The organism is Pseudomonas sp. MIL9 (assembly GCF_016887925.1).
GTDB classification, from domain to species: Bacteria; Pseudomonadota; Gammaproteobacteria; order Pseudomonadales; family Pseudomonadaceae; genus Aquipseudomonas; species Aquipseudomonas mohnii.
The window spans coordinates 234,218-247,547 of the sequence record NZ_JAFEHE010000008.1 but is presented as its reverse complement, the minus strand read 5'-3'; the positions used below and the strand labels follow the sequence as shown (position 1 = coordinate 247,547).

At 59.5% G+C, this 13,330-nt stretch carries 14 protein-coding genes; 6 read left to right on the top strand and 8 right to left on the bottom strand.

Annotated elements, in window-relative coordinates:
* Nucleotides 1-55: 55 nt before the first annotated feature.
* Complete coding sequence (locus JQF37_RS11425) at nucleotides 56-1,369, top strand: ATP-binding protein (RefSeq protein ID WP_103406042.1); 1,314 nt, start codon at nucleotides 56-58, stop codon at nucleotides 1,367-1,369.
* A 129-nt stretch (nucleotides 1,370-1,498) separates the two neighbouring features.
* Here JQF37_RS11425 and rimK read toward each other — a convergent pair whose 3' ends face one another.
* On the bottom strand, nucleotides 1,499-2,404 hold the full coding sequence (gene rimK / locus JQF37_RS11420) for a 30S ribosomal protein S6--L-glutamate ligase (protein WP_130208427.1): 906 nt from the start codon (nucleotides 2,402-2,404) through the stop codon (nucleotides 1,499-1,501).
* The gene (locus JQF37_RS11415) at nucleotides 2,401-2,862 is read right to left on the bottom strand and encodes an ATP-dependent zinc protease (RefSeq protein ID WP_174552512.1); all 462 of its coding nucleotides are present in this window, start codon (nucleotides 2,860-2,862) and stop codon (nucleotides 2,401-2,403) included. Before JQF37_RS11415 ends, rimK begins: the two co-directional genes overlap by 4 nt.
* A gap of 233 nt (nucleotides 2,863-3,095) precedes the next feature.
* Here JQF37_RS11415 and JQF37_RS11410 point away from each other — a divergent pair, with 233 nt between their 5' ends.
* From JQF37_RS11410 to JQF37_RS11400, 3 genes are all read left to right on the top strand, one after another.
* Complete coding sequence (locus JQF37_RS11410) at nucleotides 3,096-3,500, top strand: S4 domain-containing protein (protein ID WP_047536239.1); 405 nt, start codon at nucleotides 3,096-3,098, stop codon at nucleotides 3,498-3,500.
* Nucleotides 3,501-3,710: 210 nt separating this feature from the next.
* Nucleotides 3,711-4,613, top strand: coding sequence for an Hsp33 family molecular chaperone HslO (hslO, locus tag JQF37_RS11405; RefSeq protein WP_130208429.1), 903 nt, complete (start codon nucleotides 3,711-3,713; stop codon nucleotides 4,611-4,613).
* Nucleotides 4,614-4,792: 179 nt separating this feature from the next.
* Nucleotides 4,793-6,334 (top strand): phosphoenolpyruvate carboxykinase, encoded by a 1,542-nt coding sequence (locus JQF37_RS11400; protein WP_130208431.1) that lies wholly within the window; start codon nucleotides 4,793-4,795, stop codon nucleotides 6,332-6,334.
* Between the two features lie 150 nt (nucleotides 6,335-6,484).
* On the opposite strand, the gene JQF37_RS11395 is transcribed toward JQF37_RS11400, so the two are convergent.
* The 5 genes from JQF37_RS11395 to JQF37_RS11375 form a co-directional block, all read right to left on the bottom strand.
* Entirely contained in the window at nucleotides 6,485-6,838 is a 354-nt protein-coding gene (locus JQF37_RS11395; RefSeq protein ID WP_130208433.1) for a DUF1493 family protein, read from the bottom strand.
* Nucleotides 6,835-8,112 carry a HipA domain-containing protein gene (locus tag JQF37_RS11390; protein WP_130208435.1) on the bottom strand — a complete coding sequence of 426 codons (1,278 nt, stop codon included), beginning with the start codon at nucleotides 8,110-8,112 and terminating at the stop codon, nucleotides 6,835-6,837. Before JQF37_RS11390 ends, JQF37_RS11395 begins: the two co-directional genes overlap by 4 nt.
* Nucleotides 8,109-8,603, bottom strand: a complete 495-nt coding sequence (locus tag JQF37_RS11385) for a helix-turn-helix transcriptional regulator (protein WP_130208437.1) — start codon at nucleotides 8,601-8,603, stop codon at nucleotides 8,109-8,111. Before JQF37_RS11385 ends, JQF37_RS11390 begins: the two co-directional genes overlap by 4 nt.
* A 184-nt stretch (nucleotides 8,604-8,787) precedes the next feature.
* Nucleotides 8,788-9,087 carry a hypothetical protein gene (locus JQF37_RS11380; RefSeq protein ID WP_130208439.1) on the bottom strand — a complete coding sequence of 100 codons (300 nt, stop codon included), beginning with the start codon at nucleotides 9,085-9,087 and terminating at the stop codon, nucleotides 8,788-8,790.
* A gap of 373 nt (nucleotides 9,088-9,460) precedes the next feature.
* On the bottom strand, nucleotides 9,461-9,751 hold the full coding sequence (locus JQF37_RS11375) for a hypothetical protein (RefSeq protein WP_130208440.1): 291 nt from the start codon (nucleotides 9,749-9,751) through the stop codon (nucleotides 9,461-9,463).
* A 546-nt stretch (nucleotides 9,752-10,297) separates the two neighbouring features.
* Between JQF37_RS11375 and JQF37_RS11370 the strand changes: the two genes are divergently transcribed.
* Nucleotides 10,298-12,256: an ATP-dependent DNA helicase RecQ gene (locus JQF37_RS11370; RefSeq protein ID WP_130208441.1), complete on the top strand. Its 1,959-nt coding sequence runs from the start codon at nucleotides 10,298-10,300 to the stop codon at nucleotides 12,254-12,256.
* A gap of 48 nt (nucleotides 12,257-12,304) precedes the next feature.
* The gene (locus JQF37_RS11365; protein WP_204149653.1) at nucleotides 12,305-12,724 is read left to right on the top strand and encodes a thioesterase family protein; all 420 of its coding nucleotides are present in this window, start codon (nucleotides 12,305-12,307) and stop codon (nucleotides 12,722-12,724) included.
* Nucleotides 12,725-12,793: 69 nt separating this feature from the next.
* On the opposite strand, the gene JQF37_RS11360 is transcribed toward JQF37_RS11365, so the two are convergent.
* Nucleotides 12,794-13,276, bottom strand: coding sequence for a glycine zipper domain-containing protein (locus tag JQF37_RS11360; protein WP_130208444.1), 483 nt, complete (start codon nucleotides 13,274-13,276; stop codon nucleotides 12,794-12,796).
* Between the last annotated feature and the right edge of the window lie 54 nt (nucleotides 13,277-13,330).

The following is a 13,330-nucleotide window of genomic DNA, read 5'->3' as shown; positions in this document are numbered from 1 at the left end:
CGCGATCCGCAATATGCGAGCATGGCTCGCTCCTGCAAGTATGTAGCGGTTATCCATGAAAACCCCGGTTTGGTTCCCCCAGAGCTTCTTCTCCCGCACCCTTTGGCTGGTGCTCATCGTCGTCCTGTTTTCCAAGGCGCTGACCCTGGTTTATCTGTTGATGAACGAAGACGTGCTGGTGGACCGTCAGTACAGCCACGGTGTCGCCCTGACACTGCGCGCCTATTGGGCCGCCGATGAAAACAACCGCGACAAGATCGCCGATGCCGTGCCCCTGATACGGGTGGTAGGTGCCGGCGTGCCGGAAGGTGAGCAACACTGGCCCTACAGCGAGATCTACCAGCGGCAGATGCAGGCCGAACTGGGGGCGGACACCGAGGTGCGATTGCGCATGCATTCACCGCCGGCGTTGTGGGTCCGGGCGCCAAGCCTGGGCGAAGGCTGGTTGAAAGTACCGCTGTACCCGCATCCGCTGCGCGGCCAGAAAATCTGGAACGTCCTGGGCTGGTTTCTCGCCATTGGCTTGCTGTCCACTGCAGCGGCGTGGATTTTTGTCAGCCAGCTCAATCAGCCTCTGAAGCGCCTCGTCTATGCCGCACGCCAACTCGGCCAGGGTCGCAGCGTGCGTCTGCCGATCAGCGATACGCCCAGTGAAATGACCGAGGTGTATCGCGCCTTCAACCAGATGGCCGAAGATGTCGAGCAGGCCGGTCGCGAGCGCGAACTGATGCTGGCCGGGGTGTCCCACGACCTGCGTACGCCACTGACCCGTTTGCGCTTGTCCCTGGAGTTGATGGGCGACCGCAGCGACCTGACCGACGACATGGTTCGCGACATCGAAGACATGGACGCGATTCTCGATCAGTTCCTGGCGTTCATTCGCGATGGTCGCGATGAGTCGGTGGAAGAGGTGGACCTGAGCGACCTGGTCCGCGAAGTCGCCGCGCCGTACAACCAGACCGAGGAAAAAGTGCGCTTGCGTCTGGAGCCGATCCAGCCATTCCCGCTGCGTCGGGTGTCGATGAAGCGACTGTTGAATAACCTGATTGGCAACGCGCTGCATCACGCCGGCAGCGGCGTGGAAGTGGCGGCATACGTATCCGGGGACACCGCCGCGCCTTATGTGGTGCTGAGCGTGATGGATCGTGGTGCTGGAATCGATCCTGCGGAACTGGAAGCGATCTTCAACCCGTTCACCCGTGGCGATCGTGCACGGGGCGGGAAGGGCACCGGTTTGGGGTTGGCGATCGTGAAGCGGATTGCTTCGATGCATGGCGGCAATGTTGAATTGCGCAACCGTTCCGGCGGAGGGCTGGAAGCGCGGGTGCGCTTGCCGCTGGGGTTGATGCTGCCGCGGGATGCGGTTTAAGCGCTGATTTCTTCGGTGGGGCTGATGGCCCCATCGCGAGCAAGCTCGCTCCCTCATTGGAATGCAATCCCCTGTGGGGGGTGAGCTTGCTCGCGATGGCGGCCTGCCAGCCGCCACAAGCCTCCAGGATCAGCCTTTTCCTTTGGTCCGCGTCATGTTCGGCCCGCCGTTCTTCTCCAGATGCTCGATGATGATCCCCGCCACGTTCTTGCCGGTGGTGATCTCGATCCCTTCCAGACCCGGCGACGAGTTCACCTCCATCACCAGCGGCCCGTGATTGGAGCGCAGGATATCCACACCCGCCACCGCCAGTCCCATGACCTTGGCCGCCCGCAACGCCGTCATGCGCTCCTCCGGCGTGATCTTGATCAGGCTGGCACTGCCGCCGCGATGCAGGTTGGAGCGAAACTCACCCGGCTTGGCCTGGCGCTTCATGGCGGCAATCACCTTGTCGCCCACCACGAAGCAGCGAATGTCGGCACCGCCGGCCTCCTTGATGTATTCCTGAACCATGATGTTTTGCTTGAGGCCCATGAACGCCTCGATCACCGACTCCGCCGCCGTGGCGGTTTCGCACAGCACCACGCCGATGCCCTGGGTACCTTCCAGTACCTTGATCACCAGCGGCGCGCCGTTGACCATCGCGATCAGGTCGGGAATATCGTCCGGCGAGTGGGCAAACCCGGTCACCGGCAAACCGATGCCCCGGCGGGACAGCAATTGCAGCGAACGCAGTTTGTCCCGCGAGCGGGCGATGGCCACCGATTCGTTAAGCGGAAAAACCCCCATCATTTCGAACTGGCGCAACACTGCGCAACCATAAAACGTGACCGACGCACCAATGCGCGGGATCACTGCATCGAAACCTTCCAGCGGTTTGCCGCGGTAGTGGATCTGCGGTTTGTGGCTGGCGATGTTCATGTAGGCGCGCAGGGTATCGACTACCACCATTTCATGGCCGCGTTCGGTACCGGCTTCGACCAGGCGACGGGTGGAATACAGACGCGGGTTCCGCGACAGCACAGCGATCTTCATGCAACACCTGTGGAGGAGGTAGATACCGGGAACACCGGCTTGTCTTGTACATATTTAATGCCCGGATTGACCACCAACTGGCCGTCGATCAGGGCTTTGGAACCGAGTAACAGGCGATAACGCATGGATTTGCGACAAGCGAGTGTGAACTGGACTCGCCAGACCCGATCACCGAGCGCCAGGGTGGTGCTGATCACGTATCGCACCTGCGCGTGACCGTTAGAGCTCTTAATGGTTTTCATCGTCACCAGCGGCGCTTCGCAACGACGGTGACGCAATTGCACCACCGTGCCCAGGTGCGCCGTGAAACGCACCCACTGCTCACCGTCGCGCTCGAAGGTCTCGATGTCGGTGGCATGCAGGCTGGAGGTGCTGGCGCCGGTGTCGATTTTTGCCCGAAGGCCAGCCACTCCCAAATCCGGGAGCGCCACCCACTCGCGCAGACCGACGACGGTCAAATGGTCAAATGTCTTCAAAGGTGCTCAACCGGTAGTAACCGCTGGGCCGCACGCGGCCCGATTCGCGGTATTCACGCAGAATAATGATTAAAAGGCGACAGATATCTACGGCCCGGATTTCCAGCCCTTCAGGGAGGTTCTGGAATGCCTGCATTGTAATCCGAGACGAGGTAATTCTTGGTACGACAGAAACGGTAGTACAGTTCACCAATATTTCAGTATGAGGAAATCCCATGGCACAAAAAAACGAAGAGGACGACAAAGTCCGCCTCGATAAATGGTTATGGGCCGCGCGTTTTTACAAGACGCGTGCCTTGGCCAAGGCAGCGATTGAAAGCGGCAAGGTGCATTGCCGGGGTGAGCGTTGCAAACCGGGCAAGGAACCGCGCATTGGCGATGAGTTTGTGATTCGTACCGGTTTCGAGGAGCGCACCGTGGTGGTCCAGGCGCTGTCGATCGTGCGCCGTGGCGCGCCGGAAGCACAGACGCTGTACGCCGAAACCGAGGCCAGCATCGCCAAGCGCGAAAACGCGGCGGCGCAGCGCAAGGCAGGGGCTTTGGGGGTGAGTACTGATGGCAAGCCGAGCAAGAAACAACGGCGTGATCTGTTCAAGTTTCGTGGCAGCAGCAACGATTGATCGACCGAAGCCACCGATCACATCAATCAGGCCAAGACTTGTATTTGCGCCTGCGTGTAGCCATATGAGGTAATTGGCCTACCGTACATGAGCCATTGGTCGTAAAGCGCACAGCGCCCTCTAATCCAAAACCAGGCTGCAATACGCTATAGCCAAGGCGTAACCTCGAATTTTGCCACTACTTTTGTCACCACTTCAGATACCAGACTTATGACCGACTTACCGGATAACGACTTCACCCAACGCTTCATCTTCGATGACAGCGACACCCGTGGCGAGATGGCTTCGCTAGAGCTCAGCTACGCTGAAGTCCTGGCCAAACACGCCTATCCGGAGCCGGTCGCGCAACTGCTCGGCGAGTTGATGGCGGCTGCGGCGTTGCTGGTCGGCACATTGAAGTTCGATGGCTTGCTGATCCTTCAAGCCCGTTCCGAAGGTCCGATCCCGCTGCTGATGATCGAGTGCTCCAGTGAGCGCGACATTCGTGGCCTGGCACGTTACGAGGCGGACCGGATTGCTCCCGACGCAACCCTGGCCGACTTGATGCCGGATGGCTCGCTGACCCTGACCATTGACCCGAACCAGGGCCAGCGCTATCAGGGCGTCGTCGATCTGGATGGCGAAACGTTGTCCGACTGCTTCACCAACTACTTCGTGATGTCGCAGCAGATTGGCACCCGCATCAAGCTGTGCGCCGATGGCCGCCGCGCGCGTGGCCTGTTGCTGCAACAACTGCCCGCCGACCGTTTGAAGGACGAAGAAGAACGCGCCGCCAGCTGGCAGCACCTCACCGCGCTGGCCACCACCCTGACCGCCGATGAACTGCTGAGTCTGGACAACGAAACCGTGCTGCATCGCCTTTACCATGAAGAGCAGGTGCGTCTGTTCGATGTGCAGAGACTGCGCTTCCGTTGCAGCTGTTCGCGCGAACGTTCGGCCAATGCCCTGGTCAGTCTGGGCATGGAAGACGCGCAGAATCTGGTGATTGAACACGGTGGAAAAATCGAGATCGACTGCCAGTTCTGCAACCAGCAGTACCTGTTTGACGCCGCCGATGTCACTCAATTGTTCGCTGGTGCGGGTGTCGAGACGCCGTCAGATACCCGTCACTAAAACGGTTCAGCGCAGGTAAATTCACTGGTTTGTGCCGGAATAACGCCGTTACGACGGGAGGGCCCTACTATTTTTGGGCTTTTCTGGCATAATCCGGCCCACTTTTTTCGCGGTAGTAGTGCGCGACTTTCTACTACAAAACGTTTGGAGCACTCGGCCACTGGCCGACGGGGAACCTCATGACGCAAGCCAATAACGCCGTGTACACCGATCTGAGTGTTGATGATCTGGTAAAAGAAGCCCTCAACCGCGGTGAAGGCGAGCTTGCCGATACCGGCGCACTGGTTGTTCGTACCGGTCACCGTACCGGCCGTTCGCCAGTCGATCGTTTCATCGTTGATGAGCCAACCACCACAGGTGCCATCGCCTGGGGCCCGATCAACCGCAAGTTCCCGGCCGACAAGTTCGACGCCCTGTGGGCTCGCGTCGAGGCGTTCAACAATGCGCAAGAGCATTTCGTTTCCCACGTGCATGTAGGTGCCGACTCCGACCACTACCTGGCCGTGAAGATGACCACCCAGACTGCCTGGCAGAACCTGTTCGGTCGCTGCCTGTTCATCAACCCGGCCCAGTACAATCCGGCTGGCCGTGATGAGTGGCAAGTGCTCAACGTTGCCAACTTCGAATGCGTTCCAGAGCGTGATGGCACCAACTCCGATGGTTGCGTGATCCTCAACTTCGCTCAGAAGAAAGTGCTGATCGCTGGCATGCGCTACGCCGGTGAAATGAAGAAAGCCATGTTCTCGGTGCAGAACTTCCTGCTGCCGGCCGCCGACGTGCTGCCAATGCACTGTGCCGCCAACATCGGCGAAGAGGGCGACGTGACCCTGTTCTTCGGTCTGTCCGGCACCGGTAAAACCACCCTGTCCGCCGACGAAAGCCGTTACCTGATCGGTGACGACGAGCACGCGTGGGGCGAAGGCGTGGTGTTCAACATCGAAGGCGGTTGCTATGCCAAGTGCATCGACCTGTCCGAGAAGAACGAGCCGGTCATCTGGAAAGCCATCAAGCACGGCGCAGTGCTGGAAAACGTCGTCATCGATGATGCCAAGCACGCCGACTACGCCGATGTCAGCCTGACCCAGAACAGCCGCGCCGCTTACCCGCTGGAGCACGTTGCCAAGCGCTCCGAGAAAAACCTCGGTGGCGAGCCGAACGCTGTCATCTTCCTGACCTGCGACCTGACCGGCGTGCTGCCGCCAGTGTCGATCCTCAACGAAGAGCAAGCGGCCTACCACTTCCTGTCCGGCTACACCGCTCTGGTGGGTTCGACTGAAATGGGTTCGGGCAGCGGCATCAAGTCGACCTTCTCCACCTGCTTCGGCGCACCATTCTTCCCGCGTCCGGCTGGCGAATACGCAGAACTGCTGATCAAGCGCATCCGTGGCTTCGGCTCCAAGGTCTACCTGGTCAACACCGGCTGGACCGGCGGCGGCTACGGCGTCGGCAAGCGCTTCAACATCCCGACCACCCGTGCGGTGATCGCAGCGATCCAGAGCGGCGCGCTGATCGGTACCGAGACCGAGCACCTGAGCACCATCAACCTCGACGTGCCATTGGCCGTACCGGGCGTTGAGACTGGCCTGCTGAACCCACGCAACACCTGGGCTGACAAAGCCGCCTACGACGAAGCCGCCAAAGCACTGGCCGGCCTGTTCATCGAGAACTTCAAGAAGTTCGACGTGAGCGACGCGATCAAGGCTGCCGGTCCTCAGTTGTAAGCGTTGGTTTGATGCAATGAAAAAACCGCCCTTCGGGGCGGTTTTTTTGTGGGCGTGATTCAGGTTTTCAGGTGCAGTACGAACGCCCTGACAAGCTCTGGCACCATCACCACCGACCTGGCCGCTCCACAATGTCCATATCCGGGGACGTTACCGTCCTTCAAGCTCCTCGGTGTCCCAGCGTTGCGCCTTGATGGCGCGGTAGAGCATGCCGATGGTCAACGGCACCTTGTCGCCGCGACCCTTGGCTTTGCGCTTGAGGAATACATCGTAGCCGTCGGGCTGGAAATAGCGATAACTGTCGTAGTCCACGAAATCGATGGCGAACTGCTCTTCCAGGCTTTCGATCAAGTGCTGGGCATCCGCGCCGTTGCAGCCAAGGTCGACATTGATCGAGGTGTCGAGGCTGATGGTTTTGCGTTCGGGCAGGCCGATTTCTTCGTGCAGCAGCTGCATGAGTTGCTGCATGAAGTGGTCGTCGGGAAAGTGGGGGGCGAGGTTCATTGCGTAGTTTCCGCCAGTCGAAATGCAGGCGCCATATTGTCCTGCTCACGTTTTGAGAGCCCCAATGCCTGCGCCAGCGTTGGCCATTGGCTGACAACGTCTTTGAAACGGTCGATGATATTTTCTGCATCCGCACGACTGACCCGAAAATACTCCGCCACTTCTCGCGCCAACTCCAGATCCAGTGCGTTGTCGGCATCGCTGATGTTGAGTTTCAAACCGTCGGCATGGGCCACCGGGTTCATGTCATAGGCGGCAGACAAGCGCCATCCCCGACCTGGGTCGAGGATGAAGCCATGATTGCGCAGGTGATCGTCGGTATTGGAAACCAGAATGTTGAACACAATGCGAGACCATAACTCCCGTAGGTCCGCGTTGGTTTGCGAGCCGTGTTCCATGAGCACTTCGGCCAACTCAAGGTAGCTTGCGCCGACTGAAGCATCGTCCCCGTCAACGCGATCAGTCAGGGTCATGGCCGAGGCAAAGTGCAGTCGGCCACCCCGTTCGGTGCGATCGAAGCGCTTGACCATGAAGCAGTGATGTTCACTGGCATAGCGTCGGGCGATACCGGTTGCGACGCGCAGGCCGCAGTGATTGGCCAGGGCATTGACCACCAGTTCCCAGGCGCCAACGTCATAGTCATCGCGGGTACTGGGGAACTTGGCGATCCACAAGTGACCGTGCTCGTCTGCAACGCTGGCCTTGGGGCGGGCACCACCGAGTGAGCCGCCCGGTGCGATCAACATTCTCAGCCACTCACGGCCATCGAGTGAGGTGTTGTCCGGATCGTTTTCCAAGGCTCGACTGGCTTGCTCCAGCGCCCGCAACTCAATGAAGGGCGGGGCGGCCACGCCATCGCGATCATCGAGAAAGTTGCCTTGGTCATTAAGCTTGTAGCGGATCGCACCGACCCGATAGAGGTCATGTACACCCAGCAGGAAATCTGATTCGTGGAGCTTGCTGCCCTTGGCAATCAAGCCGTCGCGGATATCCCGTTCCAGCCGCCGTTTCATCAACAGTTGGCCCCATCGATCCGGGCTTGAGTCAGCGAACACGCCAAATCGGCTTTGATGTTGTCCGGGAAACTGCCGACCTTCATAGAGGCTGATGCGAGGGTCCAGCGCTGTGAAGTTCAACTCGGGATCGTCCAGCGCAACCCTGTCGTACTCAAACTCGAAGACTTCTGTGGACCGGGTCTTTCGGGCATGCAGGAAACCGAGACGCCTGGGCCCATTCAAGGACTCCCAATCGGCATACACCGCAATCTGCGTCATTGTTCACCTGTCGTGGACTTGGTTTTTTTCTGGGTCAACAGACTGGAAAGAGAGTGGGTGTTGAAGGGGTAGTCAGCCAGCAGATCTTCCGCGGGGCTGGCGCTTTCAATGACTTCAGTCTCTTTTCCGGTTTTGGGAGGGGCTTTTTTAGCCACGCTGACTTTACGCGCCTGTCGGTTCGAGTCGTTGGATGAAGCGGCCCTGGGTTTCAGTTGTGCGTCCTGCAGTTGCCGCCCCACCTCATCGGTTGCCGCGAGTTTGTTCAGGTCTTTTTCAAGGCCCAGCACATGCATGACGGACAGGTAGGCACCGATGGTCACGCCTGAACCACCGGATTCCAGAGAGCGCAAGGTTGTCAGTGACATGCCTGATCTCTCGGCGACTTGCTTGGCGGTGAGCTTGCGGCGCAGTCGTGCCAGTTTCAGTCGCTCCCCGAACTCGGCGAGCAATCGGGAAGCGGCGGGCAGGAGTGGCGCGGTCTTCTTGGCCATGTGCCAATATTCCTTCATTTTTTAGCCTTAACTGCCAGAATAATAGCACTTAAGTTAAGAAGCATCGCCTTGCCTTGAAGGCGCCGCACTGCATCAAATTTTCTGGGGGACCTCCTTTGTACTGCCATTATTCCAGCTGAAATTACGGTAAACAGCCAGAATAATGCCAGTTTTAGCAGTGATCTCAGGCTGGCGCTTTCCAGTTGAGCATGCGTTGCTGTGCGACCTTGAGCAGGTCACAGCCGTCCTGGGTCAGGAGGTACAGCGCGTGGGTGATGTGGGGGATGTCTTCGACATCGCCGTCGTGGAAGTTCTGGCAGTGCAGGGTTCGCAGCAGGTCGCTGGAGGCCCGGATGCGCTGGAGGGCGGCTTCGAGGATGTCCTGGGGGTTGGCTTCGGTGTCGATGATCAGGGGCGGGGTGTCGGTGAGGTTGGTGTGGAGCGGGAGGTAGCGTTCGTTGGTGAATGGGTTCCATTTTTTCATTTTATGTATTCTCAAATGCATTGGATGAACCGCTGTCATCGTGACCAAGCGATGGAGGCGGACTGTGTTCGGGTTGGTCAACCGGGAGAACACACAAGACCGGCACGCCCGAAGGCGTCCCAAACACAGCCACCATAAAGCGTGCAGACACTTGAGGTGCCGGCAGCATACAACGGACGTGTTTATGTGTTCCATCGGGTGACCAAGCCCGAGTCGCTGATTTGGCAGCGACAGTCCGGACTATAGGTTTGTGTCCCCGGCCGGCGATAGCCGACAAGTTGTCTTCTTTTGTAGGACCGTGCCGAAGCTTTCATAGGGCGTTGCTGACGGCGTTATCTGCTAAGCCAGCGCCTACAGAGAAGCCGGGTGGGACTTAGCCAGTGAGTTTCGGCAGGCGTTGCCGGGCGATGTCGAGCAGGTCGTTGCCGTCCTGGGTCAGCAGGTACAGCGCGCTGACGATGTTGGGAATGTCGCTGGCGTCGGCCTCTTTGAAACACAGGCAATACAGGGTTTCCAACAGGTCGCTGGCGGCGCGGATGCGTTGGCGGGCGGCGTCGAGGATCTCGACGGGATCGGCTTCGGTGTCGATCACCAGCACCGGGGTTTCGCTGTAGCGGGTTTTGAGCGGGCGATAGCGGTCGTTGAATGATTGGTGGTTGTTCATCGAGGTGCGTCCTGTGCGAAATCGGCAAGTGTGCCCGGCAGGCCGAGTCACTGATTTCAGCCGCGCCGGAAACTATAGAAGGGCGTGAGGCGGCGCCACAAGACAGCTGAGATGGACAGGTTTTGTAGGGTCTTTACTGACTGTTGAGGAAGAAGCCTACGAGTTGATGGCGGTTTTTTACCCTGAAACTGGCAGTGGTAAAAATACCTACGGCTTTATCAGTCGACGCGTCGAAATGCTCGGTAGAGGGTGCTTCAGAAACGGTAGGGTGTTTCCAGTTTTGTGGTGAATGGGCCGACCTCTTCGCGGGCAAGCCCGCTCCCACAGGTTTAGCATCGTCCTCAATTTTGTGAACGGCGGGGATCCTTGTGGGAGCGAGCTTGCTCGCGATGGCGCCCTGACAGTCGCTCCATTCCATAAGCCTTGCGATGCTGCCGAACCATCCGCTGTATCATCCCGTATCTTTTTTCGCCCCGACCTTTTCTCGATCCGCTGCAATCGCCGGCCAGGCTTTGCTCTTCGCAGCGGTCAACGGAGTGACAGCTTATGCACAACACCCTGGAACAGGTTTTCGGTTATCCACAGTTTCGGCCCGGCCAGGAGGCGGCGGTCAGCGCGGTGCTGGCGGGGCGCTCGGCGGCGGCGATTTTCCCCACGGGCTCTGGCAAGTCCCTGTGCTATCAGCTTCCTGCAGTCTTGTTGCCGCACCTGACGCTGGTGGTCTCGCCATTGCTGGCATTGATGCAGGATCAACTGGCGTTCCTGCAGCGCCACGGCATAGCCGCAGGCAGTATCGATTCGGCCCAGAGCCGCGATGACGCCAGCGATGTGATGGCCCGGGCCAAATCCGGTGAATTGAAGATTTTGATGATCTCGGTGGAGCGCCTGAAAAACGAGCGCTTTCGCAACTTCTTGCAGCAGGTACCGATCTCGCTGCTGGTGGTGGACGAGGCGCATTGCATCTCGGAGTGGGGCCACAACTTTCGCCCCGACTACCTCAAGCTTCCCGACTATCAACGCCAGTTCAACATCCCTCAGGTGTTGCTGCTGACGGCGACAGCGACGCCCAAGGTGATCGCCGACATGCAGGCCAAGTTCGCCATCGCCCCCGAGGACGTGGTGACCACCGGTTTCTATCGGCCGAACCTCAATCTGTTGGTGGAACCGGTGCGCGGGCAGGACAAGCGCCGACGTCTTGTCGAGTGGATGAACCAGCGTCCCGACCAGCCGAGCATCGTCTACGTCACCCTGCAGAAAACCGCCGAACAGATCGCCGAGCATCTGAGCCGCAATGGCATTCAGGCCGAGGCCTATCACGCCGGGTTGCCCCATGAACAACGCGAAGCGATCCAGAAGCGTTTCATGGGCGGGCAGTCCAATTGCATCGTTGCCACCATCGCGTTCGGCATGGGCATCGACAAGAGCGACATCCGCAACGTGGTGCATTTCGACCTGCCCAAATCCATCGAAAACTACAGCCAGGAAATCGGCCGTGCCGGGCGCGACGGACAGCCCTCCGACTGCCTGGTCCTGGCCAACCGCGACAGCCTCAACGTGCTGGAAAACTTTGTCTATGGCGACACCCCGGAGCTGGACGGCATCCGCTGCGTGCTCGACGAAATGCAGGCCGCCGCGCCGGAGGGGCAATGGGAGTTTCTGCTGGGGCCTTTGGCGGATCAGAGCAACATTCGCCAACTGCCGCTCAAGACCTTGCTGGTGCAGCTGGAACTGCGTGGCCTGATCGCCCCGCGTTACGCCTACTACGCCGAATACCGATTCAAGTATTTGTTGGAGCCCGAGGCGTTGCTGGCGCGTTTCGAGGGCGAGCGCAGGGATTTCGTCGCGGCGATCATCCAGACCTCCAGCCGCGCACGGACCTGGGCCACGGTGAATTTCGAGGCGCTGTATCAGCAACATCAGGCCGAGCGCAGCCGGGTGGTCAAGGCGCTGGATTACTTCCAGGAGAAGGGCTGGGTCGAGCTGGAAAGCAAGCAGATGACCGAGGTCTATAGCCTGCTGCAAACCGGTTTCGATAGCGTCGCGTTGAGTGAGGAACTGCACGGGTATTTCACCCGGCATGAACAAACCGAAATCGCGCGGATTCACGCCATGCTGGACCTGTTCGCTACCGAGCATTGCCTGGGCTATCGCCTGGCCGAGTATTTCGGCGACACCAACGCCCCCACGCAATGCGGACATTGCTCGGTGTGTCACGGGCAGGTGGCGCGATTGCCGGAGCCACCGCCATTGCCGGCGCTTGTGGATAAAAACTTCGAGGCCTTGTGTGGGGACTTTATCCACAGGCATCAACAGCACACGGGCGGTGCGCCATCGGCGGAGCGGGTGACGCGGTTTCTGTGCGGGATCAGCGTACCGCTGTTCACCAAACTCAAGGCGCGGGCGATCTCGGGGTTTGCGGTGCTTGAGGATTATCCCTACGCCGAGGTACGTGGGTGGGCTGAACAGCATCTGGCAAGCGCGGTGTTTCCCGACGATGCTTCGTGACACGGTTTTCGACGTAGACTGGCAGCCCGACTCCAGGAACCCACGCTGATGCCTCAACGTTCCGATTACCCGCATTTCCAACCCGTCACCACGCGCTGGCACGACAACGATGCCTACGGTCACGTGAATAACGTGACCTACTACAGCTTCTTCGATACGGCGGTGAACACCTACCTGATCGAGGTCGGCGGGCTGGACATCCACGATGGCGAGGTGGTGGGCTTCGTGGTGAGCTCGGCCTGTGATTACTTTGCTTCCATTGCTTTCCCGGACCGCATCGAGATCGGCTTGCGGGTAGGCAAGTTGGGCAACAGTTCGGTGCAGTATGAGCTGGCAGTGTTCAAGGCCGGGGAGGATGAAGCCTGTGCGGCGGGGCGCTTCGTGCATGTGTTTGTGGATCGTGCGTCAAATCAGCCGGTGTCGATTCCCGGGCAGTTGCGCGCAGCACTGGAGCGCCTGGTGGTTTAGACAGGCAAAAAAATCGCAGCCCGTGAGCTGCGAATTTTTGAAGTACCGGCTGACGAGGCGATCGAGGCCTCAGTCGCGATAATATCTGTGGTGCTTGCGATGGCCGTAGGCATGGCCGCGACCAGGGTGCCCGTGACGGTAGTAACGGCGATCATCATGGCCACGATAGGAGCGACGATCGTCTTCCTCTTCGCTCTTGTTGCCCATGTAGTTACCCAGCGCGCCACCTGCGCCGCCACCTGCTGCGGAGCCGATCAGGCTGCCGGTGGTGCCGCCCATGCTGCGGCCGACCACGTTACCGCCTGCTGCGCCCAGTGCACCACCGATGGCGGCTTCACCACGGCTGTGTTTGTCTGCGCCGACTGCGCTACCACCCGCGCCGCCCAGGGCCGCGCCAATGGTGGAACCTGTATTGCCGCCTAACGACTGACCGACGACTGAGCCCAGAACCCCGCCCAATGCGCCGCCCACACCTGCTTCGGTGGTGCCGCCAGCGGAGGCGAAGCCACTGACCAGGCCAAGGGACAACAAGAGAATCGAGGAGAACTTCATAGAGGAACCTCAAGGGGATGACGGCGCGATCCTGAGGCTGTGTCAGGGGTGTGA